Origin of the sequence: Stenotrophomonas maltophilia group sp. RY12688 (assembly GCF_052149045.1) — a bacterium.
Lineage (GTDB): Bacteria > Pseudomonadota > Gammaproteobacteria > Xanthomonadales > Xanthomonadaceae > Stenotrophomonas > Stenotrophomonas sepilia.
In genome coordinates, this window is sequence record NZ_CP197389.1 from 950,518 (window position 1) to 976,058 (window position 25,541).

The 25,541-nt window shown below is 66.4% G+C and carries 24 protein-coding genes, 1 tRNA gene and 1 pseudogene; 14 read left to right on the plus strand and 12 right to left on the minus strand.

Going from position 1 to position 25,541, the window contains the following annotated elements:
* The first annotated feature begins 214 nt into the window (after positions 1 to 214).
* The 5 genes from mltG to ACS0OT_RS04375 all read left to right on the plus strand — a co-directional run bounded on the left by mltG (position 215) and on the right by ACS0OT_RS04375 (position 3,491).
* Positions 215 to 1,276, plus strand: a complete 1,062-nt coding sequence (mltG, locus tag ACS0OT_RS04355; RefSeq protein ID WP_065177973.1) for an endolytic transglycosylase MltG — start codon at positions 215 to 217, stop codon at positions 1,274 to 1,276.
* On the plus strand, positions 1,273 to 1,938 hold the full coding sequence (gene tmk, locus ACS0OT_RS04360; protein WP_053501108.1) for a dTMP kinase: 666 nt from the start codon (positions 1,273 to 1,275) through the stop codon (positions 1,936 to 1,938). Before mltG ends, tmk begins: the two co-directional genes overlap by 4 nt.
* Positions 1,935 to 2,891: a DNA polymerase III subunit delta' gene (locus ACS0OT_RS04365; protein WP_279946177.1), complete on the plus strand. Its 957-nt coding sequence runs from the start codon at positions 1,935 to 1,937 to the stop codon at positions 2,889 to 2,891. Before tmk ends, ACS0OT_RS04365 begins: the two co-directional genes overlap by 4 nt.
* On the plus strand, positions 2,888 to 3,241 hold the full coding sequence (locus ACS0OT_RS04370; RefSeq protein ID WP_004146965.1) for a PilZ domain-containing protein: 354 nt from the start codon (positions 2,888 to 2,890) through the stop codon (positions 3,239 to 3,241). The genes ACS0OT_RS04365 and ACS0OT_RS04370 overlap by 4 nt, the downstream gene beginning before the upstream one ends.
* A gap of 175 nt (positions 3,242 to 3,416) precedes the next feature.
* Positions 3,417 to 3,491, plus strand: a tRNA-Val gene (locus ACS0OT_RS04375).
* Positions 3,492 to 3,650: 159 nt separating this feature from the next.
* Here the strand turns inward: ACS0OT_RS04375 and ACS0OT_RS04380 are convergent.
* From ACS0OT_RS04380 to ACS0OT_RS04395, 4 genes are all read right to left on the minus strand, one after another.
* Positions 3,651 to 3,908, minus strand: coding sequence for a hypothetical protein (locus ACS0OT_RS04380; protein ID WP_442256050.1), 258 nt, complete (start codon positions 3,906 to 3,908; stop codon positions 3,651 to 3,653).
* A 2-nt stretch (positions 3,909 to 3,910) separates the two neighbouring features.
* Entirely contained in the window at positions 3,911 to 4,927 is a 1,017-nt protein-coding gene (locus ACS0OT_RS04385; RefSeq protein WP_442256051.1) for an RHS repeat domain-containing protein, read from the minus strand.
* A gap of 140 nt (positions 4,928 to 5,067) precedes the next feature.
* Positions 5,068 to 5,631: a hypothetical protein gene (locus ACS0OT_RS04390; RefSeq protein WP_235649484.1), complete on the minus strand. Its 564-nt coding sequence runs from the start codon at positions 5,629 to 5,631 to the stop codon at positions 5,068 to 5,070.
* Between the two features lie 52 nt (positions 5,632 to 5,683).
* Positions 5,684 to 6,091 (minus strand): hypothetical protein, encoded by a 408-nt coding sequence (locus ACS0OT_RS04395; protein ID WP_071306263.1) that lies wholly within the window; start codon positions 6,089 to 6,091, stop codon positions 5,684 to 5,686.
* Positions 6,092 to 6,655: 564 nt separating this feature from the next.
* On the opposite strand from ACS0OT_RS04395, the gene ACS0OT_RS04400 reads away from it, so the two are divergent.
* Positions 6,656 to 7,036, plus strand: coding sequence for a tautomerase family protein (locus ACS0OT_RS04400; protein ID WP_235649485.1), 381 nt, complete (start codon positions 6,656 to 6,658; stop codon positions 7,034 to 7,036).
* Between the two features lie 34 nt (positions 7,037 to 7,070).
* Here ACS0OT_RS04400 and ACS0OT_RS04405 read toward each other — a convergent pair whose 3' ends face one another.
* Both ACS0OT_RS04405 and ACS0OT_RS04410 read right to left on the minus strand, forming a co-directional pair.
* Positions 7,071 to 8,168: an XVIPCD domain-containing protein gene (locus ACS0OT_RS04405; protein ID WP_134955758.1), complete on the minus strand. Its 1,098-nt coding sequence runs from the start codon at positions 8,166 to 8,168 to the stop codon at positions 7,071 to 7,073.
* A gap of 32 nt (positions 8,169 to 8,200) precedes the next feature.
* The gene (locus ACS0OT_RS04410) at positions 8,201 to 8,779 is read right to left on the minus strand and encodes a hypothetical protein (protein ID WP_235649486.1); all 579 of its coding nucleotides are present in this window, start codon (positions 8,777 to 8,779) and stop codon (positions 8,201 to 8,203) included.
* 241 nt (positions 8,780 to 9,020) lie between these two features.
* Here ACS0OT_RS04410 and ACS0OT_RS04415 point away from each other — a divergent pair, with 241 nt between their 5' ends.
* From ACS0OT_RS04415 to ACS0OT_RS04425, 3 genes are all read left to right on the plus strand, one after another.
* A complete protein-coding gene (locus tag ACS0OT_RS04415) occupies positions 9,021 to 9,416 on the plus strand; it encodes a DUF2946 family protein (protein ID WP_279946175.1) in 396 nt (131 codons plus the stop codon).
* 129 nt (positions 9,417 to 9,545) lie between these two features.
* Positions 9,546 to 11,684, plus strand: a complete 2,139-nt coding sequence (locus ACS0OT_RS04420; protein WP_442256052.1) for a TonB-dependent receptor — start codon at positions 9,546 to 9,548, stop codon at positions 11,682 to 11,684.
* Between the two features lie 11 nt (positions 11,685 to 11,695).
* On the plus strand, positions 11,696 to 13,201 hold the full coding sequence (locus tag ACS0OT_RS04425) for a PepSY domain-containing protein (protein ID WP_442256053.1): 1,506 nt from the start codon (positions 11,696 to 11,698) through the stop codon (positions 13,199 to 13,201).
* 9 nt (positions 13,202 to 13,210) lie between these two features.
* On the opposite strand, the gene ACS0OT_RS04430 is transcribed toward ACS0OT_RS04425, so the two are convergent.
* Both ACS0OT_RS04430 and ACS0OT_RS04435 read right to left on the minus strand, forming a co-directional pair.
* Positions 13,211 to 14,344 (minus strand): MFS transporter, encoded by a 1,134-nt coding sequence (locus ACS0OT_RS04430; RefSeq protein WP_329953588.1) that lies wholly within the window; start codon positions 14,342 to 14,344, stop codon positions 13,211 to 13,213.
* An 11-nt stretch (positions 14,345 to 14,355) separates the two neighbouring features.
* On the minus strand, positions 14,356 to 15,132 hold the full coding sequence (locus ACS0OT_RS04435; protein ID WP_053499766.1) for a DeoR/GlpR family DNA-binding transcription regulator: 777 nt from the start codon (positions 15,130 to 15,132) through the stop codon (positions 14,356 to 14,358).
* A 158-nt stretch (positions 15,133 to 15,290) separates the two neighbouring features.
* Between ACS0OT_RS04435 and smqnr the strand changes: the two genes are divergently transcribed.
* On the plus strand, positions 15,291 to 15,938 hold the full coding sequence (smqnr, locus tag ACS0OT_RS04440; protein ID WP_253136048.1) for a SmQnr family pentapeptide repeat protein: 648 nt from the start codon (positions 15,291 to 15,293) through the stop codon (positions 15,936 to 15,938).
* Positions 15,939 to 15,941: 3 nt separating this feature from the next.
* Here the strand turns inward: smqnr and ACS0OT_RS04445 are convergent, their stop codons facing one another.
* Both ACS0OT_RS04445 and ACS0OT_RS04450 read right to left on the minus strand, forming a co-directional pair.
* On the minus strand, positions 15,942 to 16,616 hold the full coding sequence (locus ACS0OT_RS04445) for a class I SAM-dependent methyltransferase (RefSeq protein WP_164092928.1): 675 nt from the start codon (positions 16,614 to 16,616) through the stop codon (positions 15,942 to 15,944).
* Positions 16,617 to 16,715: 99 nt separating this feature from the next.
* Entirely contained in the window at positions 16,716 to 18,095 is a 1,380-nt protein-coding gene (locus ACS0OT_RS04450) for an aminotransferase-like domain-containing protein (RefSeq protein ID WP_164092927.1), read from the minus strand.
* A gap of 132 nt (positions 18,096 to 18,227) precedes the next feature.
* Between ACS0OT_RS04450 and ACS0OT_RS04455 the strand changes: the two genes are divergently transcribed.
* Complete coding sequence (locus tag ACS0OT_RS04455) at positions 18,228 to 19,091, plus strand: DMT family transporter (protein ID WP_065177960.1); 864 nt, start codon at positions 18,228 to 18,230, stop codon at positions 19,089 to 19,091.
* A gap of 49 nt (positions 19,092 to 19,140) precedes the next feature.
* Here ACS0OT_RS04455 and ACS0OT_RS04460 read toward each other — a convergent pair.
* Positions 19,141 to 20,065 (minus strand): annotated as a pseudogene (locus ACS0OT_RS04460) (LysR substrate-binding domain-containing protein).
* 107 nt (positions 20,066 to 20,172) lie between these two features.
* Here ACS0OT_RS04460 and ACS0OT_RS04465 point away from each other — a divergent pair.
* Entirely contained in the window at positions 20,173 to 21,690 is a 1,518-nt protein-coding gene (locus ACS0OT_RS04465; protein ID WP_005415529.1) for an MFS transporter, read from the plus strand.
* Positions 21,691 to 21,968: 278 nt separating this feature from the next.
* Here the strand turns inward: ACS0OT_RS04465 and ACS0OT_RS04470 are convergent, their stop codons facing one another.
* Positions 21,969 to 22,373, minus strand: a complete 405-nt coding sequence (locus ACS0OT_RS04470) for a GFA family protein (RefSeq protein WP_065185816.1) — start codon at positions 22,371 to 22,373, stop codon at positions 21,969 to 21,971.
* Positions 22,374 to 22,544: 171 nt separating this feature from the next.
* Here ACS0OT_RS04470 and ACS0OT_RS04475 point away from each other — a divergent pair, with 171 nt between their 5' ends.
* Both ACS0OT_RS04475 and ACS0OT_RS04480 read left to right on the plus strand, forming a co-directional pair.
* Complete coding sequence (locus ACS0OT_RS04475; RefSeq protein ID WP_279946178.1) at positions 22,545 to 23,519, plus strand: Lnb N-terminal periplasmic domain-containing protein; 975 nt, start codon at positions 22,545 to 22,547, stop codon at positions 23,517 to 23,519.
* Complete coding sequence (locus ACS0OT_RS04480; RefSeq protein ID WP_005415532.1) at positions 23,519 to 25,540, plus strand: esterase/lipase family protein; 2,022 nt, start codon at positions 23,519 to 23,521, stop codon at positions 25,538 to 25,540. Before ACS0OT_RS04475 ends, ACS0OT_RS04480 begins: the two co-directional genes overlap by 1 nt.
* Position 25,541: the final 1 nt, after the last annotated feature.

Genomic DNA, 25,541 nt, shown 5'->3' on the forward strand with positions numbered 1-25,541 from the left:
AACGCCATTCCCCCACGGTGGGTGCCGACCGTGGGTCGGCACGGAGTCCTCCATGGCCATTCATCCACGCATGGCGTGGATCTACTGATCGCCGCGCCAGGCATGGATTGTGGTGGGTGCCGACCGTTGGTCGGCACGGCGACGCCACCCCGGTCATGACCCCAATCCACCGGCACGGTATCCTGCACGACGGAATCGAGTTCAGAGGTAGTCCATGGCGGGAGCCAAGCGCGGGTGTCTGTTCGTGGTAACGCTGGTGGTGGTGCTGGCCGCTGTCGTGGCCGGCGCGGGCGCGTGGTTCTTCTACCAGCAGACCCGCTTCGCCGATGCCCCGATCACCCCCACCGCCGAAAGCGTGGTCATCGCCAGCGGCGATGGCATGAACAGCGTGCTGCGCAAGCTACGCGATGCCGGCGTGGACGAGGGCCAGGACACCCAGTGGCAACTGCTGGCGCGCCAGCTCGATGCCGCCGGCAAGCTGAAGGTGGGCGAGTACGCGCTCAGCGGCGAGCTGACCCCGCGCGAGCTGCTGTTGCGCATGCGTGCCGGCAAGGTGCTGCAGCACCGCGTCACGATTGTCGAGGGCTGGAACATCCGCCAGCTGCGTGCCGCGCTCAAGCGCGCCGAGCCGCTGCTGCACACCACCGACAATCTTGATGACGCCGCGCTGATGCAGCGCCTCGGCTTCGGTGGCCAGCATCCGGAAGGCCGCTTCCTGCCGGAGACCTACGTCTACCAGCGCGGCGACAGCGATCTGGACGTGCTCAAGCGCGCGCACGCCGCGATGGAAAAGGCGCTGGATGAAGCCTGGGAAAGCCGCGCGCCGGACCTGCCGATCAACACGCCCTACGAACTGCTGACGATGGCCTCGATCATCGAGAAGGAAACCGCATTGGCCAGCGAGCGCCCGCAGATTGCCGGCGTGTTCATGCGTCGCCTGAAGATCGGCATGCGCCTGCAGACCGACCCGACCGTGATCTACGGCCTCGGTGCCGCGTATGACGGCAACATCCGCCGCCGCGACCTGACCACCGATACGCCCTACAACACCTATACCCGTGCCGGCCTGACCCCGACCCCGATCGCCATGCCCAGCCGCGATGCACTGATGGCCGCCGCGCAACCCGCAGCGGGCGACGCGCTGTATTTCGTCGCCGTGGGCGATGGCAGTGGCGCGCACGTGTTCTCGCCCAGCCTGGACCAGCACAACGCGGCCGTAGCCCGCTACCTGCAGCAGCTGCGCCAGCAACGTACCCAGGAGACCCCGGCGCAATGAGTCCCGCGCTGCTTCGCCACCCGCGTTTCGTCAGCCTGGAAGGCGGCGAAGGCGCGGGCAAGACCACCGCCATCAATGCCATCCGTGACTGCCTGCGCAGCCACGGCCACGAGGTGGTGCTGACCCGCGAGCCGGGCGGCACGCCCCTGGCCGAGCGCATCCGCGGCCTGGTGCTGAAGCCCGATGCCGAGATCGCTGCCGAGCCACTCAGCGCCGAAGCCGAGTTGCTGCTGGTGTTCGCCGCACGCGCGCAGCATGTGCGCCAGGTGATCCGGCCGGCGCTGCAGCGCGGCGCCTATGTGCTGAGCGATCGCTTCACCGATTCCAGCTACGCCTATCAGGGCGGTGGCCGTGGCCTCGACCCGCAGTGGATTGCCGACCTGGAGCGCCGCGCGGTCGGCCTGCTGCCGGGCCTGACCCTGCTGCTGGATGTGGACGTGGCCGTCGGCCGCGCGCGCGCCAACGGCCGCGACCTGTGGCCGGACCGCATCGAGAGCGAGCAGGACGATTTCTTCCAGCGCGTGCGCGAAGTGTTCCGCAGCCGCGCACAGCAGGATCCGCAGCGCTTCGCATTGATTGATGCGGGCCAGGAGCAGGCGCGCGTGGCCGCCGATGTGGTCGCGCGTGTCGAGCGCTGGCTGCGGGACGGGGAGGGCGCATGAGCACGTTTTCGCCCTGGCAGCAGCGCGCGTTCGAACAGACGGTGGCCGCGCTCGACGCCGGTCGCCTCGGTCATGGCCTGCTGATCTGCGGTCCGGCCGGGCTGGGCAAGCATGAGGTGGCGCTGGCGCTGGCCGACCACGTGCTGGCGCAGGGCGATGCAGCCCACGCCACGCGCACGCGCCAGCTGATCGCGGCGGGCACCCACCCGGACCTGCAGCTGGTCAGCTTCATTCCGAACAAGAGCGGCGACAAGCTGCGTACCGAGATCGTCATCGAGCAGATGCGCGAGATCACCGACAAGCTGGCGCTGACCCCGCAGTACGGCGTGGCGCAGGTGGTGATCGTCGACCCGGCCGATGCGATCAACCGCTCGGCGGCCAACGCGCTGCTGAAAACCCTGGAAGAGCCGCAGCCCGGCCGCTACCTGTGGTTGATCAGCAGCGACCCGGCACGCTTGCCGCAGACCATCCGCAGCCGCTGCCAGCGCCTGGAATTCAAGTTGCCGCCGCAGCACGAAGCACTGGCCTGGCTGCAGCAGCGGGGCCATAGCGAGGCATCGGCGCGCGAAGCGCTGGAGGCCGCGCGCGGCCATCCCGGCCAGGCCGACAACTGGCTGCGCGAAGACGGCCTGAGCCTGCGCCGCGAAGTCGGTCGAGATCTGGAACAGCTGGTCACCGGCAAGACCGGCGCGGTGGAGCTGGCGCAGAAGTGGTGCGGTGACGACAACGCGGCGCTGCGCCTGCGCTTTGCCGCCGACCTGGCGCTGGCTCAGGCCAGCACCGATGCCTTGACCACGCCGGAGCGATTGCACAAGCTTGCAGCCTGGTTCGATGCGGCCAACCGCACCCGCGACCTGCTGCGCACCACGGTGCGTGCAGACCTTGCGGTGGTCGAGTTGCTGCTGGCCTGGAACAAGGTGAACGAGCGGCCTGCCGCAAGGGGAAATCGATGAGTGCCAGCAACGCCCGCCAGGGCATCCTGTCCCTGGCCGTGAAGGACAAAGCCGCGCTGTACAGCGCGTACATGCCGTTTGTGAAGAATGGCGGCATCTTCGTGCCCACGCCCAAGCGCTACTTCCTGGGCGACGAGGTGTTCCTGCTGTTGACCCTGCCCGATTCCAGCGAGCGCCTGCCGGTGGCGGGCAAGGTGATCTGGGTGACCCCGGCCGGCGCGCAGGGCAACCGCACCGCCGGCATCGGCGTGCAGCTGGCCGACGGCGCCGAAGGCGAGGGCGTGCGCCACAAGATCGAGACCCTGCTGGCCGGGCTTACCAGCTCGGACAAGCCGACCCATACGATGTGATTCCGGTAGCGCCGGGCTGGGCTCGGCTGCATGCCCCGAAACGCCTGTGAACCCGCTGTTCTGTAGAGCCGAGCCATGCTCGGCTGCGCACCCCGAAAACACCCGTGAACACGAATGTGAAAAAGTGTTGACGGCCTCAGAAAAGCCCCTATAATGAGCGGCTCAGCAACACACCGGGCGGTTAGCTCAGCGGTAGAGCATTGCCTTCACACGGCAAGGGTCACAGGTTCGATCCCTGTACCGCCCACCATGTTGCAGAACGAAAAAAGCCTCCAGCAATGGGGGCTTTTTTGTTACCTGCGATCCAGCAGGATCGGCCGAATGCGCGCTCCGTCTCAGCCGTGTTCTTCCAGCGGCGCGCTTGATCTTCGCCGTGCGTCAATCAGGCCGTGCCCGCATCAACGTGCCTTCAGTCACCCGACGCATCGGGCCGATCAACGACGGGGCCGACGAAGTCAATGATTTCTTCGATCTCAATGCCTCGTTGATTAGGTTCATCATCAGGCCCCAAGCCGCTCTCTGACAGTTCTTCCAGCAACGCATCAATCAGCGACTCGCGATCACGCTCAACGAGGTATCTGACGCCATTCTCGGGTAGGAGCAAATTGTGCTTCGCTGCGATTTCAACCAACATCGAGCGCAGGCTGGGTGAGATATCCTTCTTCATCTTTACTTTACCTTCGGGTCTCTCAGTCCTTCGCTATTCTTCGGGAAGGCCGTTATGACCTTCCCTTCGCCGTTCAAAACTACTTTCGCATCCTTCCCTGTGTACGCCGTCTTGCCGCCGGCCTGCTCGGCAACCTTCGCGGGTTCTTTCACTGCCGATAGTATGGCCTTTGCAGAGACCCCCCTGCCTCCATCGCGGGAGATTGCCTGATTCAAGCCGTGCTTAGTGTAGCCGGTGATCTTTCCCGCTACTGCGCCAGAAGTGCCCGTGACACCGGCGGCTCCTGCGCCAATCTCTGCCGCAGTGGCTACCGCTCCTGGATTTGCCATTGCGGCCAGACCACCCTCTGCGAGTACTGGAGCCGCCAGAATTGCGGTTAACGCGACACCAATTGCCGGTCCGAGGCTATCGCTTGGATTTCTCGGCGGAGGAGTAATCGGTTGCCCATTCGTGGCGTCGTTGACTACCTTGAAGGCTGCACCACTCTCCCGCCCATCAGGATCCGTGAACTTGTAAGGGTTTCCGTTGGCATATCGATACCGGTTGAACTGTTCAACTGGCTTCTGATAGGCCGTTACCGGGTCCACCGATAGGAAAATCCCCAACTGTGGATCCATGTACCGCTGCTGCATGTAGCTCAGTCCGGTGACCGAGTCGCTCACATGTCCCGTGTATCCCGGTCCGTCTGTGGCCTGGCCACCTACCAAGGCCCCATAGGGCTCATAGTCGTAGCGCTTGATCACTTTCCCATTGGCATCTGTTTCGGCGACGACGGAGCCAAGGGCGTCAGTGTGGATGTAAGTGACTGTTTCCTGGCCTGCGGCGATGGCAGATGGTAATAGGCCAAGGCCGAATGGCAGCGCAAAGCACAACCAGGTGCCTATGGCAGCCAACTGGCGGAATTGAGATTCAAATCTCCTGAAGCGCGAAATTGCACCACCTGCAGCATCCCTGCACCTACGCATTCTTCGCATCCCCGGAAACGCCTTCGAGAAGGCTTGACCGGATATTACGATCATGAAGCTTGTTGGTCGATGCGGGCCACGCAGGGGAGGGGGCGGAAAGTCCTGCTCTACAGCGGTCCCAGCCATTCTCTGAGCTCACTGCTGGCCTTCATTTACTCAGGGGTTTTCTTCTGTGAATGGGAACAGGCCTTGTCTCAGGCGTGTTCGTCCAATAGCTCGCGCGCGATCATCGCCGTGGCATCCAGCAGGTCATGGCCGCTACCCGCCTGCACCACCACTGCAAGCAGACCACGGCCCACCTCGGCATTGCCGCTGGTCAGTTCCATCTCGCCCTCAAAGCACAGATCGGCCAACCATTCATGGGCCTGCTGCAGCCCGCGCTTGCGGACGCGGCGGAACTCCGCGAGCAGCTTCGCCTGGCCGGCCTCCTGCCCACCATCGGCCAGCAGGCCGATGGCACCGCCGTGCGCCGCGCGCCAGAGGGCCGGTAGCGGGCGACCGTTCGCGTCCACCACGTCCGGCGAGAACTGCGCGCAGTACATTTCGTAGCGCTTGCCCGCTGTGCTGCGGGGCACGATGCCGGCTTCGGCCAGCAGGCGTTCGGCTTCATCCAGTGTGCTGAACTTCAAGCGCAGCAGTGCAGGGCGGCTCAGCTGTTGTGCCAGCGCGTGCTGGTTGGCGGCGAACCAGACGTTCCAGCCTACGCTTGCGCGGCCTTCCAGTGCGGCCTTGAAGTACTCCAGGTGTTCGGCGTCCATTGCGGTCTCCTGCGCTCCCTGCGCGATTGTAGCGGGAGCACATCCGGGCCGATCAGGCATCGCCGCTGGAGAGGCAATGATGTGCCTCGCGCACCAGCTGGCGTGCGGCCACGATCAGTCCGTCGATATGGAAGGCGCCCAACTGCTCGTTAGGACCGCCTTCGTTGCGCGCATGGTCGGCGGCCTGCAGCAGATCGAGCAACGCGCCGAGCCCAGATAGCGAGCGGCGCAACGAAGCGTGATTGCTGGCGCCGAGGGTGAGGCTGATGCACGGCTGTCCGTCATCACCGTCGGCCTGGTTGATCGCATTGAGACGGGCGAAGAACGTGGCCGACTGCGCCGGAAGGTTCTGTTCGTTCAGGGCGCACTCGATCTCGCGTGCGACGTCCCCGGGCACGTCGGCTGCGACGTCGCCAATAAGCGCGTGCAGGCGGGGATGGATGGCGATGCGGTTGGTCATGGCGAAACCCTCACTGGCGTAGGGCCACCTTCCGGAGTGAAGGTGGCGGACGGTGCGGGTTGGCGTACCGGGGCAAACACAACGGAGTGAGAAATCACCCGGCGGATCGAGTGATCCCCACACACCGCCCGCCATTGAGGGCAGTTGGTGCATTCTTGCGGCTACGCACTGCTGCGCAACCTATCCGTTCGGTTTGCTTTTTCGAGACGCCAATCCCGGCCAAGGCGTCTTGCCTCGGCATGGCGATCTTCAAGCCGGGCAATCACATCGGTCTGTAAGGGAAATTCTCAACTGTCCCTAGGCAGGCCAGACGTTTCCCGTTGTGTGTCGTCCGACACCTGCAAGTAGTGCGGCCCATCACTGATGGCGCGCATCGCCGCCCCTGCCGACCGTACACGAGACGACTCCAGAGCGGCGCCGCCACGGCAATCGCGTCACCCCGCGCGGCGGACGCGGGACCATGCCACGCGTGGAGCCAGAGGGTTCCATCCCTGTGCTGTCCCACCGCCCCGGGCAGGCGTAGTCTCAGCCTGTCGTCGTACCCATCCACTCTGGAGTGCCACCATGCCGCTCGCCCGCATCGATCTTCGCAAAGGCAAATCCGCCGACTACCTGCAACGCGTCGGCGAAACCATCTACCAGGCCATGCGCGCGGTGGGGGTGCCGGAAAACGATCGCTTCCAGATCTTCCAGGAACACGCGCCCGGCACGCTGATCTACGATCCCGGCTACCTGGGCGTGGATCGCACCGACGACGTCATCTGCATCCAGATCACCTGGAACGAAGGGCGCACGCTGGAGCAGAAAAAGGCGCTGTACGCCGGCATCGCCGATGGACTGCATGTGGCGGTGGGCATCCGCCGCGAGGATGTGTTCATCAATCTGGTGGAAGTGAAGAAGGAGAACTGGTCGTTCGGGAACGGTCAGGCGCAGTACGTGAGTTGATGCGGGAACGGTGTCAGCGCCTGATGCGGCTGGGTCAGGCCATGGGCGGCGACGCCTGCTGTTGTGCCTGTTGCTCGTCCTGCGCCAGTCGGCTTGCGTCGCGGGATTGCTGCTGCACGTTGGCCTTCTGATACAGCATATCCACATCGCCCTGCTGCGTATCGAGCAGGGACAGGCGCTGGCGATTGGCGGCAGGGTCCGGCGAGGCGGTGTCGCCGCTGCGATGCAGGAATACGTAGCCGGGTGCCTCGGCGGTGCTGTTTGAACTGAATGCCACCTGCAGCGTGTCCTTTTCGCTGAAGCCGGCCTGCACCGCCGCGTGGGTCAGATGGCCTGCCAGTCGTTCGTGCTCCTGGCCGGGGGGCAGTCCCTGCTGTTCGCTGGCCTGGGCGAGTGCGGTACGCACTTTCTGGTCCAAGGCATGAAGGCTGTGCCCCGGTGCGCGCGCGTCCGCAGCCAGACGCTCGCCCAAGGGGCCATCAATGCCATCGGTTTCGCTGAGCAGACGCTGCTTCAAGCTGCGCTCGGGCAGGGGATGAGTGGTGGTGCGGTTGAGTTCGCTGTTGGGGAAAGGGGGCTCAATGCTGTCCACGCCATGGATGTTGCGCAGCGGACGATAGCCGTCCTTGCCCTGTGACTGGACGCCCAGCGGAATGCGGACATCGGGCAGCAACTGGCCAACGGGGCCGCCGATGCTGTTCACGTCCAGGCTGTGCTTGCGCTGGATGCCGGCGTGATTCAATGCGCCCCAGGTGAAGTCCACGCAGTTGTGGCGCACGTCGGCATAGTGCTTGCTGAAGCCGTACTTCACTGGATCGTCGCCGAACGCCTTGAGCTTGTTGTACTGGGCTTCGGTGATTTCGATGGTGCGGACATGGGCGGGGTCCTTATAGACTTTCACGTCGTCTCTGACGATGCGCCCGGGACCATTCATGCTGCCATGCTCGACGGGTGCGAAGCCGAAACTCTGCGCCGCTTTACCTGTAGCATGCAGAACATAGAACATGTGGCCAGGCCCGGAAGTATCAGGAGTGCCATCGGGCGTCAGCTGCTGCTTTCCCGAATCGGGATCGAGCAGTGGGGTGCCGGGTGCGGCAATGACAATGTCCAGGCTGTAGCGGGGCTTGTTCATGGAAACTCCTTCGTTCCTTCGAATGAATGGTGTCACTTCCCTGCAGGACGCGAGGCGTGCACGACTAGCCTTGCCGAATAGTCTTGCAGTCCTGATATGGCATGGACCGTTTGAATCTGCAGCCGGTATCTGCTGTCGAGCTCCAGCGGCAGCGCTGTCACGTTCAGGAGGTAGTTGCCGTCGCTGCCTGATGCGAGCGAGGCATAGCGCCAGCTCTCAGAGTGGTGCCACGAGGGGAGCGGCTCAACACCGTTGCGCGCGCGTGCCTGATAGCTGTCCTGTGTTGCAATCTCCTGCCAGGTAGTGCCTTCCCGACGCTGCAGGGATACTTCGAATGGGATGTTGATACTTGCTATATCGGGCGTGCCCGTTGTGGCTGGACTTCGCCGCTGCAGTTCCAGTTCCACCGCATAAGTGCGGTAGCTGGCAAAATTGCGCGCCGTGGTTTCGAACTCGAACTGCACCTGCTGGCCGGGCGCGTCCACGGCGATGGGCTGTGAGAGTTCCAGAGGCTCTGGCGGTGGGGGCGGCCCCTTGTCGACGCAGGCGGCAAGCAGCGCGGTCAGGCCGAGCAGGCTGATGCGCTGCCGGTGTGTGATGCGGGTGGTCATGCAGATTCCTCTGGCTCCTTGCCGTGGCCAATTGAACCCTAACGTTGGCGAGGCAGAGCCCGCAAGCGAAGGGACCGCGGTGTGGTGCATTCACATGTCGCCGCGCGAGGCGAGCTCCTGCGTCACCGTGTCGCAGGGGGCAAACCCTGAACGGGGTCCAAGGTTGGCTGCGGGCCCGTAGAATGACCGGGTGCGTCATTCTGTCCTCCACCGCCGGTTCCAGGCCCTGGCTTGGCTTGCCATGCTGCTGGTGCTGCTCGCCCCGCTGGTGAGCCGCTGGCTTGCGCATGGTCACGTGGCTGCCGCTGCGCCGGTGGCAGCCATGGACCACGCAATGCACGCAGAGCACGCGCTGCACGCGATGGAAGGGCACCACGACCATCACGCAATGGCCATGCCGCACGGCGAGACCGCAAGGAAGCCGCCCGCCGATCCACATGCCAATCATGAGATGGGTGTGGACTGCGATTACTGCCTGATCGCTGCGCGGCTGATCACCCTGCTGGTGGCGGCCGTGCTGCTGTTGGCGCCGATGGCACCGGTGTGCCGCGCGTTGCGCGATGCGGTGCAGGCGTTGCCGCAACGGATCAGCGGCACATTGGGCGCGCGTGGGCCGCCGGCACTGATGGCTGCCTGAGCCGCACGCGCGCTGCATTGAACGTTCTTCCATGAGGTTGCCGGCCACGGCCGGTGCCCGCACGCGCGTGTCTGTCCCTTTCTGATTGCTGCCCTGCCATTGCGGGGTGGCCTTGCATGCCGTGAAAAAATGAAAACGAACCCCAACTCCGCGCGCCTGCGCCGGGCGACGCTGCCTGTCCTGTGCGCGTTGCTCCTGCATGCTGCGCCCCTGCTTGCCGCCGACACGGCACCCCCGACCACGCTGGAGACCGTGCGCGTGGTCGATGCCCGCAGCGGCGAGCTGTCGTCCACCGCCAGCGCCGGCTCTGCGTTGGGCCTGAGCGTGCTGCAGACGCCGGCCAGCCTGACGGTGATTTCGCGCGAACAACTGGAGCAGCGCGGCGACAGCAACCTCAACGATGCGATCAGCCGGGCGGGTGCGATCAGTGCGATGCCGCATCCGGGCAATGGCCTGAGTGCGCTGTCCAGCCGCGGCTTCACCGATGGCGCCTCGGTGATGCGCCTGTACGACGGGCTGCGCCAGTACGGCGGCGTGGGCATCACCTTCCCGTTCGATACCTGGTCGATCGAGCGCATCGAAGTACTGCGCGGGCCGGCCTCGGTCATCCACGGCGACGGTGCGATCGGCGGGGTGATCAACATCGTGCCGAAGAAGCCCTCGCGCGGTGCCATCGAAAACGAGATCAGTGTGACAGCGGGCAGCGAGGACACCGCGCGGCTGGGCTTCGGCAGTGGTGGCGCGCTGACGCCCGAGCTGGCCTACCGGCTGGATGTGAGCGGCAACTACAGCGGTGGCTGGGTCGATCGGGGACGCAACGGCGATGCCACCTTCTCCGGCGCGCTGCTGTGGCAGCCGCGCACCGACCTGCAGCTGACCTTGACCCACGCGCAGGGCCATCAGAAGCCGATGCGCTACTTCGGCACGCCGCTGGTGGAGGGACGCCAGTTGGACGCGCTGCGCCATCGCAACTACAACGTGGACGACAGCGAGATCCGCTATCGCGACCGCTGGACCCAGCTTGATGCGCTGTGGACACCGAACGCGAACGTGGAATGGCGCACGCGCCTCTACCAGATCGACAGCCAGCGCGATTGGCGCAACGCCGAGACCTATGTCTACAACCCGCGCACCGGCCTGATCGATCGCTCGGGCAACACCCAGATCACCCACAACCAGGACCAGACCGGGCTGACCTCGACGCTGCGCGTGCAGGGTGAAGTGGGCGGTCTGTCCAACAGTGTCGCGGTGGGGATGGATGTCAACCGCGCGCACTTCAAGCACACCAACAACACCTATGCCGGCAGCTCGGGCCCGGTCGATCCGTTCCATCCGGTGCCGGGCCAGTTTGCCAGCGACGCGCCGAACCTGCCGCGCTATCGCAACACCGCCGAGCAGTACGCGCTGTTCGTGGAAGACCGGTTGGCGCTGAGCGAGCGCTGGTTGGTGCTGGGTGGGCTGCGCCACGACCGCGCGCGCATTGATCGCACCGATCTGATCAGCGGCCAGAATGCGTTCTCGAAAACCTACAGCAGCACCGGCTGGCGCGCCGGCACGGTATTTGCGCTGCAGCCGACGCTGAGCCTGTATGCGCAGTACTCGCAGGCGGCAGATCCGGTCAGTGGACTGCTGATGATCAGCCCCGCCAATGGAGCGTTCGATCTGGCCAATGGGCGGCAGATCGAGGTGGGCCTGAAGCAGGCGTTCGACGGTGGCGAGTGGACGCTGGCGGCGTACCGGATCCGCAAGACCGGCCTGCTCAGCCGCGATCCGCTGTTGCCGGATCGCCGCGTGCAGGTGGGCGCGCAGACCTCGCGCGGTATTGAAGCGTCGTTGACCTGGAATGTCGCGCCGCACTGGACGCTGGATGCCAACGCGACGGTGCTGAAGGCCGAATTCGCGGACTTCCTGGAAACCACGGGTTCGCCGGCGGTGCTGGTATCGCGTGATGGCAACGTGCCGCCGAACGTAGCCGAGCGCCTGGCCAGTGTGTGGCTGGGCTGGCAGTTCGCACCGGACTGGAGTGCGGCGAGTGGCGTGCGTTACGTCGGCAAGCGCTACGCCGACAACGCCAACACGTTGGAGCTGCCCGGCTACAGCACCACCGACCTGGCACTGACCTGGCAGGCGGCACCGCGCACGCGGCTGTCCGCGCGGTTGTTCAACGTGTTCGACAAGGCGTACTACGCGACGGCGTACTACACCAGCACACAGTGGTTGCTGGGTGCGGACCGCCGCGTCGAGTTCACGCTCGACCACCGCTTCTGAGGACGCCGGCGATGTCGCTGCGATCCACCGCCAAGCGCTGGACCTACCTGGTGCATCGTTGGCTGGGCATCGGCGGATGCCTGCTGATGCTGCTGTGGTTCGTCAGCGGCATGGTGATGCTGTTCATTGGTTACCCGAAGCTGACGCCCGGCGAGCGGCTGGCGGCATTGCCAGTGCTGGGTGAGGCCCGCGACCTGCAGGGGCTGTCTGTACTGCCGGCTGCTCTGCAGGCCGAGCCGGAGGCCGTGGCGCTGACCACGCTGCGTGGCGAGCCCGCCTATGTGGTGCGTAGTGGCAGCCACATGGGGGCCTGGTCTGCATACACCGGTCAGGTGCTGCCGCCGGTGTCGGCACAGCGCGCCGAAGCATCCGCTGCACAGTTCGCCGTAGGCCCGGCCTTCGTGGGAGCGATGCGCGTGGAGGAGGACCGCTGGACGCATTCGCGCGCATTGGATGTGCATCGACCGCTCTATCGCGTCGAGGTGGGCGGCGCGCAGCCGGGCGACCTGTATGTGTCCTCGCGTACCGGTGAAGTGGTGCTGGACGCGCCGCATGTGCAGCAGCGCTGGAACTATGTGGGCGCCTGGCTGCACTGGTTGTATTTCCTGCGCATGCAGTCGGTGGACCCGGTGTGGACGTGGGTGGTGATCGTGCTGTCCGCACTGTGCACGCTGGCGGCGGTCAGCGGCATCGTGGTGGGTGTGTGGCGCTGGCGTTTCCGTGGGCACTATCGTTCCGGTGCGAAGACACCGTACGTCGAGCCGTGGATGCGCTGGCACCATCTGATCGGTCTGGTGGCAGCGGCCTTCGTGTTCACCTGGATCTTCAGTGGCCTGATGTCGATGAATCCATTGGGTGTCTTCAGCAGCACGCATGCTGCGATCGACGGTGGGCGCTATCGTGGCGGCGCTGTGGCGGTGGATGGCGCGTTGGGCGATCCGGCGAAGCTTCTGGCGGTGGCCGATGCTGAGTGCTTCCGCCCAGTTGAGATCCAGTGGCGGCGCATCGGTGGTGAGCTGTTCGCGGTGCTGCTGGACGGGCAGGGCGAGACCCGCATCGTGTCCGGCAGCGACGAGCATCTGCAGGTTGCGCACTTGCTGCCGGCCGCGTGGCTGCAGCAGAAGGCGCGTGCGCTGTCCGCTGCGCCGATGCAGGGCTTCGTGGTGCAGCAGACAGCGGATGCCTACTTCTATCCGCGTGCACCGGAAGCCATGAACGGCGCAGCAGTGCGCCGCTTCCCGGTGGCCGTGGTGGACTTCGGTGATGCCGAGGCGACGCGCGTCTATCTCGATCTGGCGACCGGCGATCCGTTGCTGACGATGGGGCATCGCGAGCGGGTGGGGCGCTGGTTGTTCTACTTCCTGCACAGCTGGGACCTGCCGGCGATGCTGCGCCAGGAAGGTACCCGGCTGGCGGTGCTGCTGCTGCTGAGCGCTGCTGGCACCGCACTGTGTGCCACGGCGACGGTGATCGGCTATCGGCGCGTGCGGATGAAGCTGCGCCGCAGGCGGCGTTGATGCGCCGCGCTACACCTGCAGCCAACGCGTGGACACGGCCACCAGCAACAAGGCCGTGGCCACGCCGATGAACGCGGCGATCAGGCCGAAATGATCTGCGGCGAAGCCGATCAGCGCCGGCCCGGCAAGGATGCCGGCAAAGCCGAGCGTGGACACGGCAGTGATCGCCAGCGCGCCGGGCATGCGGGTCTGGTGACCGGCCAGCGAGAACAGCGCGGGCGCGATGTTGGCGCAACCGAGGCCGACCAACACGTAGCCGAGCAGCGACGCCTGCCACGGCGTGACCAGGGTCAGTACCAGCACGCCCGCAGCGGCAAGCAGAGCACCGAAGACGATCGCGCGCTGGCGGCCCACGCGCGCCACCAGTGCGTCGCCGAACAGGCGCGCCACGGTCATGGTCAGAGTGAAGGTCACGTAGCCGACGCCGGCCAGGCTGGCATCGACGCGCCGCACATCGCTGAGGAACACCGCGCTCCAGTCGAGCATCGCGCCTTCACCGAGGAAGGCGACGAACGCCAGCACGCCGATGAACAACACGATGCCGTGCGGCAGGGCCAGCATCGGTGTGTCGTGCGGCATGCGTTCGCTGTGCCAGTGCGCTGCCGACAACAGCATCACCAGCAGCATGGCGCCAACGCCGATCAGCACCGATGCCAAGGGCGGCAGCTGTGCGGACAGCAGCACGGTCATGGTGGCCGCGCCGAGGAAACCACCGATGCTGAAGAAGGCATGGAAGCCGGACATCATCACGCGCCGTGCTTCGCGCTCGACGATGACGGCCTGCACGTTCATCGTGCAGTCCATTGCGCCCACGGCGGCACCGAACACGAACAGGACCAGCCCGAGTGTCCAAGCCGAACCGGCCAGCGCCAGGCCGGGCACGGTCAGGCAGATCAGCAGGCTGCTGGCCACCATCACCCGCCGGCAACCCAGGCGCGCGGCCAGCACGCCGGACAACGGCATTGCCAGCAGCGAACCGGCACCGAGGCAGAGCAGTACCAGCCCCAGCGTGGCGTCGTTGATCCCGGTGCGTGCCTTGGCGAACGGCACCAGGGTGGCCCACAGCGCGGTGGCGAAGCCGGGAATGAAGAACGCAGCGCGGGTCGCGTGCTGTTCGGCACGCGCGCGGTTGGCAACGGACATGAGCGGTACGGTCAGGGCGGAGTGGGGTGTACCGCGATGCCTGCGGCGCGGAAGCGTGCCGCCAATGCGGGCGGCGCGGTGGTGGTCAGCACCAGGTCGTCGATCTCGTCGAGGCTGGCGATCTGCCAGTGGCCGCGGGCACCGAGCTTTTCAGTAGTGGCGGCGACGATGACGCGGCTGCTGCACGCGACCATCGCGCGCTTCAGCGTGGCCTCTTCTGCATCCATTGCCCATACACCAGTATCGCCGTCCACCGCGCAGGGGCCGGGCAGGTACACGTCGGCGCGCAGGCGCTGCACCTGGGCCAGTGCTTCTGCGCCGACCGCACCGCCACCGCTGGCCAGGCGGCCGCCGATCAGCTGCACCGAGGTGCCATCAAGCATGCTGGCGGCCGTGGCGATCTGTGGCGCATTGGTGATCACCGTCAAGCCGAGGGCGGGCGGCAACTGCTGGGCGATCGCCAGGTTGGTTGAACCGGCATCGAGCAGTACAACCTGATTGGGTTGCAGCAACGCGCAGACGCGGGCGGCCAGCTCGGCCTTGTCGCCGCGGTCGCGGGTCAGGCGCTCGCGCAGCGGGCGTTCCTTGGGCGGTGGCAGCACGGCGCCGCCGTAGACACGCTGGCACAGGCCCTGTGCGGCCAGCTCGCGCAGGTCGCGGCGGATCGAATCTTCGGAGACGGCATAGCGGCGCGCCAGTTCGGCAGCGACCACGCGGCCCTGCTGGCGCAGTTCTTCGAGGATCTGCCGAGTGCGTTGGGCGGGGAGGGGGCTGGGGTCTGAGCTCATGCCATAAGTCTGCACATTCGTGCATAAATGTGCAACAACGTGCAATTGGCATCGGGGACACAGCGCGGCTGGACTGCCGGTGAATCCTCCCGCGCCCACGTCTATGGATCGCCCTCGCGGCCCGGCATCATGGCGGGGCACCTGGCATGGAATCCACGATGTCCCCCACCGTTCACCGCAAGCTGCGCATCGGCGCGGACCAGTACACCGGCCAGAAAGTGGTCGACCAGCAGTTCCACGAATGCGATTTTTCCAGCGTGGACCTGACTGCCACCGAGTTCATCAACTGCAGCTTCTATGACGCCGAAAGCCGCAGTGGCTGCCGCTTCAACGGCGCCACGCTGAAGGAAGCCAGCTTCCGCAGCTGCGACATCAGCATGTGCCACTTCAATTTCGTCAAGGCATTGGGCCTGGAAATCAGCGAGTGCCGCGCGCAGGGCGCGGATTTCAGCAACGCCAGCTTCATGAACCAGATCACCCCGCGCAGCGGGTTCTGCAGTGCCTTCATCAAGAAGTCGAACCTGCGCTATGCCAATTTCTCGCGGGTGACGCTGGAAAAGTGCGAGCTGTGGGAAAACCGCTGGGACGGTGCGAACGTCAGCGGCGCCAGCTTCGCCGGCTCGGACCTGTCCGGTGGCCAGTTCGAGGGCATCGACTGGAACAGCGCCAACTTCACCGGCTGTGACCTGACCCACTCGGAGCTGGGTGAGCTGGACCTGCGCAGCACCAACCTGCGCGGCGCCACGCTGGATGTGCAGCAGGTGGCGCTGTTGATGCAGCGCATCGGCATCACCGTGGTGCCGTAGGCATCACCCGGCGTACGCCACCCAGCCCCTGAAGCTGAAGCCTGCATAGAACAGCTCCACGCCGTCGAAGCCGGCCTCCTGCAGCAGGGCGACCTCCTGTTCGGGCGCCAGCAGCGGCAGCCGCTCGGCAATGGCCTCGATCGCGCGCTGCGCATCGGCGTGGGCAACACCCGAGGCATGGGCGAACGCGGCGTAGCGCTGCAACCAGCGGAGCTTGCCGGCCGGATCCTGCGGCACGCTGTGGTGCGCCACCACCAGCGGCGCGCCGGGCTGCAGGCGCCTGTGCAGCTCGCGCAGCGTGTGCAGGCGCTGCGCGGCATCTAGGAAGTGCAGGGTGAGCAGGCAGCTGGCACCATCGAAGCGCGCGTCCGGGGCATCGTCGATGTAGCCTTCCAGCAGTTCGACGCGTGCGTTCAACGGGCCCAGTGTCTGCTCGGCCAGCGCGAGCATCGGCGCGGCCGGATCCACACCCAGCAGCTGCCAGCCCGGTTGCGCCTCGGCAAAGGCTTTCAGCTCCAGCCCGCCCCCGGCACCCAGAACCAGCACGCGGCCGTGTGCGGGAACGCGTTCGGCCAGCAGCAGGCGGCTCATCTGCTGCAACGCGAGGAACCCAGGCACCTGGCGCAGTGGCGCTTCGGCATAGCGGGCCACCGCCTGTGGGTCGGAGAACGTGGACATGCGCGGATTCCGGCAGCAGGGGACATACCACTGTACCGTGGCATGCAAGTGCCTTTGCCGCGGAACACTCCTAGCTGCGTTGACCGGCTTGCATCCAGCTCAGCGCAATGCCCGCGCCAGCACTTGCCAGATCCGTGCGTCCTGGCATTGCGATACGTTGAAGCGCAGATAGTCGGCCGCGCGCTGCGACTGGCTGAACGCGTTGCCCGGTGCCAGCACGATGCCCTCGCGCAGGCACTGCCGGGCCAGCGCGGCGGAATCGCGGCAATCGGGCAGCCGGCACCACAGGAACAGGCCCGCTTCCGGTTGCAGCCACGGCGTGATTCCCAGCGTGTGCAGCTTGCGCAGCGTGTGCCGGCGGGCATCGGCCAATCGCGAACGCACCGATTGCATGTGGCGTCGGTAGCCACTGTCGGTCAGCGCGATGTGCATCAGCTGCGCGGCCAGATGGCCACCGCCGAAGCTGGTCGCCAGCTTCAGGTCGGTCAACGCTTCGATCCAGTCATGGCGTGCAGCGATGTAGCCGCAGCGCGAGGCTGCCGACAGCGTCTTGGAGAAACTGCCGACGTGGATCACCCGTGACAGCCCGTCGAGCGCAGCCAGCCGCGGCGCCGGCTGCAGTTCGAAGTCGGCGAAGATGTCGTCCTCGACGATGATCAACTCGCTGCGTTCGGCCAGGCCCAGCAGGCGGTGCGCGGTGCTGGCCGAAAGCACCGCACCGGTCGGGTTGTGCAATCCGGAATTGGTGATGTACAGCCGCGGCGAATGGTCCTGCAATGCACGATCGAACGCTTCAAGGTCCGGGCCGGTGGGCGTGTACGGCACACCCACTGCCTGTACCTGGTGCGCCTTCAGCAGCGCGTGGTAGTTGAAGTAGCTCGGGTCATCGACCAGCACGCAGTCGCCGGGCTTGAGCAGGAAACGGCAGATCAGGTCGACCGCGTGCGTCCCGGATTCGGTCAGCAGGATCTGCTCCATCGGTGCATCGATGCCGAGCGTGGCGCTGCGCCTCTGCAGCAGCTGGCGCAACGCGGGCAGCCCGAGTGGGCCGGCGTAGTCGACCAGATGCACTGCATCGGCACGCGCCAGCCGACGCAGGCCGCGGCGCATGCCATCGTGATACAGCCAGTTACTGGGCATCCAGCCGCACCCTGGCTTGAGATCGCCCGCGGGCGTTTCCAGCGATTGCCGTGACACCCACAGCGGATCCACCGCGCGGTCCAGCCGTGGCTCCATTTCGGCCAGCGCCAGCGGTGCGGCCGGGCCACTGACGTAGAAGCCCGAGCCTGCGCGTGCACTGATCAGGCCTTCGGCCGCCAGGCGCTCGTAGGCCTCGACCACGGTGGAGACCGACACCCCCATCGCTGCCGCCTGCGCGCGCACCGAAGGCAGGCGGGAGCCGGGGCCATCGACCCGCGCGGTGATGCGGTTGCGGACCGCCTGGATGACCGATTCGATGCGGGTAAGCGGACGTGGCATGTCAGCACTGTAGTGGAAGTGTGGGCAATACAGTTCTTTGCGACTGTACTGGATTGTAGCTGGGGCGGTTCCGCCATGGATGCTTCCATACAGGCTCCGCCAGGCGTCGCCTGGCACTTCAGGATCACAGGCGTGGAACGGTCGGCGAGCGGTTGGATCAATGGCTTCATCGGGGTGGTGATTTTCGCGGGCTCGTTGCCGGCCACCCGCCTGGCGGTGCTGCAGCTGGATGCCGGGTTCGTCACCGCCGCACGCGCCACCATCGCCGCCGTGCTTGGCCTGGCGCTGCTGCTTATGCTGCGCCAGCCGTGGCCGCGGCGCGGTGACCTGCCTGGGCTGGTGGTTGTCAGCCTCGGCGTTGTGGTCGGTTTTCCACTGCTGACCGCGCTTGCGCTGCGCCACGCGTCATCGGCACATACCATCGTGTTCCTCGGCCTGTTGCCGCTGAGCACTGCGCTGTTCGGCGTGCTGCGCGGTGGCGAACGGCCGCGTCCTGCCTTCTGGCTGTTCTCGTTGCTGGGCAGTGCCTGCGTGGTCGGCTATGCGGTGCGCAACGGCATCGAGGCCTCGCTGCAGGCCGACCTGCTGATGCTGGCGGCCATCGTGGTGTGCGGGCTGGGCTATGCCGAAGGCGGCCGGCTCGCCCGTCATCTGGGCGGCTGGCAGGTGATCAGCTGGGCACTGCTGCTGGCGTTGCCGGTGATGCTGCCGTTGACGGTGCTGATGCGCCCGGCCTCGTTCACTGCGGTCGGTGCCTCGGCGTGGTGGGCGCTGGGCTACGTGGCGGTGTTCAGCATGCTGATCGGCTTCCTGTTCTGGTACCGCGGGCTGGCGCAGGGCGGCATCGCCGCTGTCGGCCAGTTGCAGTTGCTGCAGCCGTTCTTCGGCCTGGCCCTGGCCGCGCTGCTGCTGCACGAATCGGTCAGCCTCAGCATGGTGCTGGTGACCGCGGTCGCGGTGATCTGCGTGGCAGGCGCCCGCCGCTTCAGTCGCTAGGAAAAAGGGGACGGAGGGGATTAAGTCGTAACTGGCACAGTAGGTCCGATTACGACTTAATCCCCTCCGTCCCCTTTTTATGAGGCGTCCTGGAACAGGTTGGCAACGGTGTAGTCGATGAACACCCGCAGGCGTGCACTGGGATGGCGCCCACCGGGCCATAGCAACGAGAACTGCCCCTGGTACGTGGGCAGCGCAGGCAGCACCCGTTGCAGGCGGCCATCGTCCAGCGCGTCAGCGGCGAGGAAGTCCGGCATCCAGGCCAGGCCCATGCAACCGATCGCAGCGGCCAGCACGGCTTCCATGTTGTTGCAGGTCATCGCCGTGGGAAGGCGCGCGCCGGCATCGCCTTCGATACCCGGCAGCTGCCACGGATGCAGCCTTCCGGTGGTGGGGTAACGGAAGCGCAGCGCGGTATGCATGCGCAGGTCGCCTACATCGCCGGGTGTGCCGTGCGCCTGCAGGTAGCCCGGCGCCGCACAGAGGATGAAACGAAAGCCACCCAGTCGCCGCGCGGTCAGGCTGGAATCGGCCAGTTCGCCGCTGCGTATCACCGCGTCCAGGCCTTCGCTGACCACATCGACGATGCGGTCGTTGAAGTCCAGTTCCAGCTGCACCTGCGGGTAGCGCTGCTGGAAGCCGGGCAGCACCGGCAGCAGGAAGCGGTAGCCGATGGTGGGCAGGCCGATGCGCAGCAGTCCGCTGGGGGCGTGCTGTCGTTGCGCCAGATCTGCCTGCGCTTCGGAAAGTTCGTCCAGCGCACGCCGGCAGCGTTGCAGCAGCAGTTCGCCTTCGTCCGTGAGGTGCACGCGGCGGGTGGTGCGCTGGAACAGGCGCGCGCCCAGGTCGAGCTCAAGGCGGGCGATGCGCTTGCCGACGGCCGAGGCTGACAGGCCGAGTACGCGGGCCGCACCGACGATGCTGCCTGCCTCCGCGGTGCGGACAAAGGCGAGCAGGGCGGAGATGGAGTCCATGGGGAGCATGATTGCGGAACGGTTGGACGTAATCAACGTCCATCGAGCCTGTTTTTCTGGAATAGCGGCCTGTCCATCATCAATGCCCCTGATGGATGGAGGCCCGCATGGCCCCGGATTCGATGCTCCCTGTACCTGTCCGCGCGCAGCAGCGCTGGGCCCTGCTTGCGGTCTGCCTGGCCGCGCTGGCGTTGCCGTTGTCCTTCACCGCCGGCGCCGTCGCGGTGCCGGTGCTGTCCCGCTCCTCAGTGGCATCGCCCACTGCGCTGGCCTGGGTGACCAACGCCTTCATGCTCACCTTCGGCAGCCTGCTGCTCGCTGCCGGTGGCCTGGCTGATCGCCATGGCCGACGGCGGATGTTCCTGCTGGGCACGGCCGGCTTCACCGTCGCGACGGCCGCTGTATGCCTGTCGCCTACGCTGCTGTGGCTGGATCTGGCGCGCGCTCTGCAGGGCGTTGCCGCTGCCGCAGCGCTGGCCTCGGGCACCGCTGCGCTGGCGCAGGGCTGGCAGGGACCGAGGCGTGCCCGTGTCTTCGCCCTGCTGGGCATGACATTCGGTGCGGGCCTGGCGCTGGGGCCGCTGCTCGCGGGCCTGTTGCTGCAGGCGCTGGGCTGGCGCAGCGTGTTCGCTGCAGGCGGTGTGCTGACGTTGGCGGCGTTCGCACTGGCCGCGCGCGCGTTGCCCGAAAGCCGGGGCGAGCGCGGACGGCTGGACATCGCCGGCATGCTGGGCTTCAGCCTGATGCTGGCGGCATTGACCCTGGCCCTGCTGTGGCTGGGAGAGTACGGCCTGCACGCCGGTCGCGTGCAGCTGGCGCTGTTGGCGACGCTGCTGTTGGGCGGCGCGTTCGTCTGTGCCGAACGGCTGCATCCTTCCCCGTTGCTGGACCTCTCACTGTTCTGGCAACCGGCGTTTCTCGGCGTCCAGCTGCTGCCGGTGGCGACCTGTCTGGGCTACGTGGTGCTGCTGGTCGTGTTGCCTCTGCAACTGCTGGGCGTGCATGGCCAGAGCACGACGCTGGTGGGACTGCAGATGCTGGCGCTGTCCGCGCCGATGCTGGTGCTGCCGATGCTGGCTGCGCGCTGGGCGGAGCGCGTTGGAAGTGCGCGGCTGTGCACGCTGGGACTGCTGGTCTGTGCCTCTGGCCTGTACCTGTTGTCGCGCCACGCATCGCAGCCGTCGCCCTTGCAGTGGGTGCCGTTGCTGATGCTGGTCGGTGCAGGGACGGCCTTGCCATGGGGCCTGATGGATGGGCTGTCGGTGAGCGTGGTGCCTGTACAGCGTGCGGGCATGGCCGCCGGCATCTTCGGAACCGTGCGGGTAGCGGGCGAAGGCATCGCCCTGGCCGCAGTGACGGCGCTGCTGGCGATGCTGGTCGACCAGCAGCTGCATGGGGCATCGCCCGCGTCGTTGGCGCGTGCCGGTGCCTATCTGGCGAGCGGGTCCCGCGACCAGGCGGCGGCACTGCTGCCGGCGATGAGCGGTGAGCAGCTGCAGCAGGTCAGCGCCAAGGCGCTGGCAACACTGCTGCGTGTACTGGCGCTGCTGACGGCTGTGTGTGCTGTGTTGTTGCACCTGTTGCTGCGGAAACGCAAAGGCACGTTGGCCGAGCATACGGCGTAGCAGGCTCATCGCCCCCTCCGCCGTCATCCCGTTGTCGTCTTCCGCTCACGCCGCCCATGCCCACCCAGGTCTAATGTTGATCGTCCCCGTCCCCCACGGAGACCCGCCATGTGGCTGCTCGACCATCTCTGGCCCGGCCGTAGACCGCTTCCTCCCCCGGTCGCGGACGCGCCGCAGGTGCCGCCACGCCGGCCCTGGCTGAAACGCCCTGTGCGGGCCGGGCGCAGCGGCATGGCTCCCTGGCAGAAGGTCGCCACGCCGCTGCGGCGCGCGCGCCACTAGGCGCCGCGGTCGGCCGGGTGGTTGACCCCGTCGTTGACCGGGATCACCCCCAGCGCGAACGGGTCGATGCCCTCCAGACACGCCACGTTGTAACCGTACTGGTCCGGGTTGGAGCGGCGCCGGTGATGGGTGTAGATGCCGCACACGTCGCAGAAGTAGTGCTCGGCCACATGGGTGTTGAACTGGTACAGCTGCAGGTGGTTCTGCCCGCGCACGACCTGCAGGCCCGCGCGGGCAACGCTGGCTGCAATGGCACCCCGGCGCCGGCACATCGAGCAGTCGCAACGGCGCGGGTCGACGATGCCGTCCGGCAGGTCCAGCAGCAGCTCGACCGTGCCGCAGTGGCAGGTTGCGCGGTGCTGGGGTTGGACCGGAACGCCGGCCACGGAAGTGATGCCCATCGTTGCTCCTGTGAAGTGAACCTGGCCGCATGGACCGCCGCAGACGGTGCGCCGGCGTGCCTGAACAGGCCGTAGATGCCACGGTGAACCCGCTTGTGGCTAACTATGCGGCTTCGGGACCGCGACAGGATGCCAGTGAAAGCCGCAGGACGTTGGATGACAGGAAGTGCCATGGCGCTGGCAGCGCTGTGGGTGGCCGGGCTGCTGGCCTATCAGATGCCGGGGCCGGGCTGGCTGGCGAAGGGCATTGCGGTGCTGTGGCTGCTGTTTGCGCTGTGGGCGTCGTGGCGGGTCGCGCGTGGTCGCAGCAACCGCCGCCTCGGCATGGCGTATGGCGCTGCGCTGGTGCTGGCCGGCCTGTGGTGGCTGCTGCTGACCCCACGCCAGGACCGCGTGTGGGCCGATGACGTGGCCCAGCGCCTGCATGTGGTGTCCTTCGACGGGCGCCACGTGGTGTTCGACAACGTGCGCGATTTCACCTGGCGCAGCGAAACCGACTACGACGCGCGCTGGGTGCGCCGCGAATACGACCTGGACCAGTTGCGCTCGGCCGATCTGGTGCTGTCGTACTGGATGGGCCCGGCGATCGCCCACACCCTCATCTCGTTCGGTTTCGAGGACGGTCGCCACGTGGTGTTCTCGCTGGAGATCCGCAAGGAGCGCGGCGAATCGTTTTCGGCACTGGGCGGGTTCTTCCGCAAGTTCGAGATGACCCTGGTGGCCTCGGAAGAGACCGACATCATCCGCACCCGCACCAACGCGCGTGGCGAGGATGTCTATCTGTACCGCCTGCACGGCATGGACCACGCGCAGCTGAAGGAACTGTTTGCCGCGTACATCGCGCAGGCGCGCGAACTGGATGCGAGGCCGGGCTTCTACAACACGCTCACCAGCAACTGCACCACCATCGTCTTCGACCTGGCCCGCCACATCGCGCCGCGCCTGCCGCTGGACTACCGCCTGCTGCTGTCCGGGTATCTGGCCGAGTATGCGCAGGAGGTCGGCGCACTCACCCCAGGCGTGCCTTATGCCGAGCTGCATGACAAGGGCCGCATCACCCAGCGTGCATTGGACCTGGGCAGCGGCGACCACTTCTCCACCGTGATCCGCCAGGGCGTACCTGGCACCGAGCAGGACCCGCAGTAATGACTCGACTCCTCCTGATCCGCTGGCAGCGTGCGCTGCCGGTGTTGTTCGCCGCCTTCCTGCTGCTGGGCAGCAGTGGTTGCGCGATGGTCACCGTCAAGCAGGTCAAATCCAGCGATTCGCTGGTCAACAAGCGTGCCGACGTGCTCAATACCGGCAAGCTCAGCCCCGCTGCGCGCGAGACGCTAAGCGCGGCAGGCCTGGACGAATCGCAGTGCGAGAAGGACTTCCTGGTCTGCCGCAGCACGCTGCTGATGACCGACGATCTCAATGTCGAGCAGCGGCTGTCTGCGCTGTCCGAACTGTGGGTGAAGGCCGCGCTGGCGCTGACGCCGAAGAAGACCGCAGCCGGCGATCCGCCGATGAGCGACGCAGCGCTGGACGCTTGGCTGGAAGCCGCGCGCTACGCCTATGCCTACCTGTTCTACAGCGGCCGCTCACCATCGGATCGCGCCTTCGAAGACCGGCAGACGCAGGTGCGTGACTACTACAACTACGCGGCCGAGAAGGCGGCGGTGGTGCTGTTCGTCCGCGCGCGCGCCGCTGCGTTGGCTGGCGAGGACTACACGAAGCCGATCTCGGTTGGCAGCTGGTCGCTGGCTTCCAACTACCAGCAGCTGAACCTGAAGAGCATTCCCGCGCAGCTGGTGCCGGCCGGCACGGTCAGCTTCGTCGGGCTGCGCAGTACTTATCGCCGTGATGGCTTCGGTGCCGAGCTGGTGATGGTGATGGACCCGCCGAAGCTGGTCGCACCGGTGATCGCGCCTGAGGGCCCGAAGGCGGAGACACCGCAGGATGACGAAGAGGGCGCACGCCGTGGCCGCCGTCATCGGCATGACGATTCGGTGCCCGAGTTCAGCGAGATGTCCTCGATCAACGTCACCGCGTTGCTGCGCTTCGAAGGCAGCAGCCTGGACGATGTGATGCGGACGCGCCGGGTTGAACTGGATGCCTATTCGCCGGAAGCTACCGAGCGCATCACCCTGCACGGCGAACAGGTGCCGCTGGCCGGCAATTTCACCGCGGCCTACGGCCTGTGGCTTGCCCAGAGCGGTTTCGCCCGGCAGTCACTGCGCACCCTGTTCGGCATGAGCGAGGGCATCGGCGAGCCACACATCTACCTGATGCAGCCGTGGGACCCGAACCGCCGCATCATCTTCATGCTGCACGGCCTGGCCAGCAGCCCGGAAGCCTGGGTGAACCTGGCCAACGAGATCATGGGCGACCCCGAGCTGCGCCAGCAGTTCCAGGTGTGGCAGGTCTATTACCCGACCAACGCACCGATCGCGCTGAACCGCTACGAGATCGCCAATGCGTTCAACGACACGCTGAAGCACTTCGATCCCAATGGCAGCACGCGTGCATCGAAGGACATGGTCTACATCGGCCACAGCATGGGCGGCGTGCTCGCGCGGCTGCTGGTGAGCGATTCCGGTGACGTGCTGTGGAACGACCTGCTGGCCAACTATGACCTGAAGGGCGAGCGTCTGAAGCGCGTGCAGAACAAGCTGGGGCCGTTGCTGCATTTCAAGGCACAGCCGAACGTGGAGCGTGCGATCTTCATCGCTGCGCCGCACCAGGGCACCGATATTGCCGGCAACAAGGTCGGGCGCCTGCTGGGCCGGCTGGTGCGCCTGCCACTGACCATCCTCGGCAAGTTCGAGGACGTGTTCATGGCGCTGGCGCAGGCCGAGCAGCAGGTCGATGGCACGGCCAAGCCGAAGATTCCCAACAGCATCGACAACCTCAAGGCCAGCGATCCGTTCGTCAAGGCCGCAGCGCAGCTGCCGATCGAAGCGGGACTGAAGTACCACTCGATCATCGCCCAGCGCAAGCCGGAGCTGCCGGTGGACAAGTCCGATGACGGACTGGTGCCGTACTGGAGTGCGCATCTGCCGGGTGCACAGTCGGAGAAGGTCATCATTTCCGGCCACAGCGTGCAGGAGACCCCGCAAGCGGTGCTGGAAGTGCGGCGCATCCTGCACCGGGATATCGATGACGTGGGGACGGGGACGCGGTAGT

Bases quoted from the DNA above. Each gene is read 5' to 3' on its own strand.
- mltG (WP_065177973.1), top strand. From the start codon at position 215: ATGGCGGGAGCCAAGCGCGGGTGTCTGTTCGTGGTAACGCTGGTGGTG.
- tmk (WP_053501108.1), top strand. From the start codon at position 1,273: ATGAGTCCCGCGCTGCTTCGCCACCCGCGTTTCGTCAGCCTGGAAGGC.
- ACS0OT_RS04365 (WP_279946177.1), top strand. From the start codon at position 1,935: ATGAGCACGTTTTCGCCCTGGCAGCAGCGCGCGTTCGAACAGACGGTG.
- ACS0OT_RS04370 (WP_004146965.1), top strand. From the start codon at position 2,888: ATGAGTGCCAGCAACGCCCGCCAGGGCATCCTGTCCCTGGCCGTGAAG.
- ACS0OT_RS04380 (WP_442256050.1), bottom strand. From the start codon at position 3,908: ATGAAGAAGGATATCTCACCCAGCCTGCGCTCGATGTTGGTTGAAATC.
- ACS0OT_RS04385 (WP_442256051.1), bottom strand. From the start codon at position 4,927: ATGATCGTAATATCCGGTCAAGCCTTCTCGAAGGCGTTTCCGGGGATG.
- ACS0OT_RS04390 (WP_235649484.1), bottom strand. From the start codon at position 5,631: ATGGACGCCGAACACCTGGAGTACTTCAAGGCCGCACTGGAAGGCCGC.
- ACS0OT_RS04395 (WP_071306263.1), bottom strand. From the start codon at position 6,091: ATGACCAACCGCATCGCCATCCATCCCCGCCTGCACGCGCTTATTGGC.
- ACS0OT_RS04400 (WP_235649485.1), top strand. From the start codon at position 6,656: ATGCCGCTCGCCCGCATCGATCTTCGCAAAGGCAAATCCGCCGACTAC.
- ACS0OT_RS04405 (WP_134955758.1), bottom strand. From the start codon at position 8,168: ATGAACAAGCCCCGCTACAGCCTGGACATTGTCATTGCCGCACCCGGC.
- ACS0OT_RS04410 (WP_235649486.1), bottom strand. From the start codon at position 8,779: ATGACCACCCGCATCACACACCGGCAGCGCATCAGCCTGCTCGGCCTG.
- ACS0OT_RS04415 (WP_279946175.1), top strand. From the start codon at position 9,021: ATGCTGCTGGTGCTGCTCGCCCCGCTGGTGAGCCGCTGGCTTGCGCAT.
- ACS0OT_RS04420 (WP_442256052.1), top strand. From the start codon at position 9,546: ATGAAAACGAACCCCAACTCCGCGCGCCTGCGCCGGGCGACGCTGCCT.
- ACS0OT_RS04425 (WP_442256053.1), top strand. From the start codon at position 11,696: ATGTCGCTGCGATCCACCGCCAAGCGCTGGACCTACCTGGTGCATCGT.
- ACS0OT_RS04430 (WP_329953588.1), bottom strand. From the start codon at position 14,344: ATGTCCGTTGCCAACCGCGCGCGTGCCGAACAGCACGCGACCCGCGCT.
- ACS0OT_RS04435 (WP_053499766.1), bottom strand. From the start codon at position 15,132: ATGAGCTCAGACCCCAGCCCCCTCCCCGCCCAACGCACTCGGCAGATC.
- smqnr (WP_253136048.1), top strand. From the start codon at position 15,291: ATGTCCCCCACCGTTCACCGCAAGCTGCGCATCGGCGCGGACCAGTAC.
- ACS0OT_RS04445 (WP_164092928.1), bottom strand. From the start codon at position 16,616: ATGTCCACGTTCTCCGACCCACAGGCGGTGGCCCGCTATGCCGAAGCG.
- ACS0OT_RS04450 (WP_164092927.1), bottom strand. From the start codon at position 18,095: ATGCCACGTCCGCTTACCCGCATCGAATCGGTCATCCAGGCGGTCCGC.
- ACS0OT_RS04465 (WP_005415529.1), top strand. From the start codon at position 20,173: ATGGCCCCGGATTCGATGCTCCCTGTACCTGTCCGCGCGCAGCAGCGC.
- ACS0OT_RS04470 (WP_065185816.1), bottom strand. From the start codon at position 22,373: ATGGGCATCACTTCCGTGGCCGGCGTTCCGGTCCAACCCCAGCACCGC.
- ACS0OT_RS04475 (WP_279946178.1), top strand. From the start codon at position 22,545: ATGGCGCTGGCAGCGCTGTGGGTGGCCGGGCTGCTGGCCTATCAGATG.
- ACS0OT_RS04480 (WP_005415532.1), top strand. From the start codon at position 23,519: ATGACTCGACTCCTCCTGATCCGCTGGCAGCGTGCGCTGCCGGTGTTG.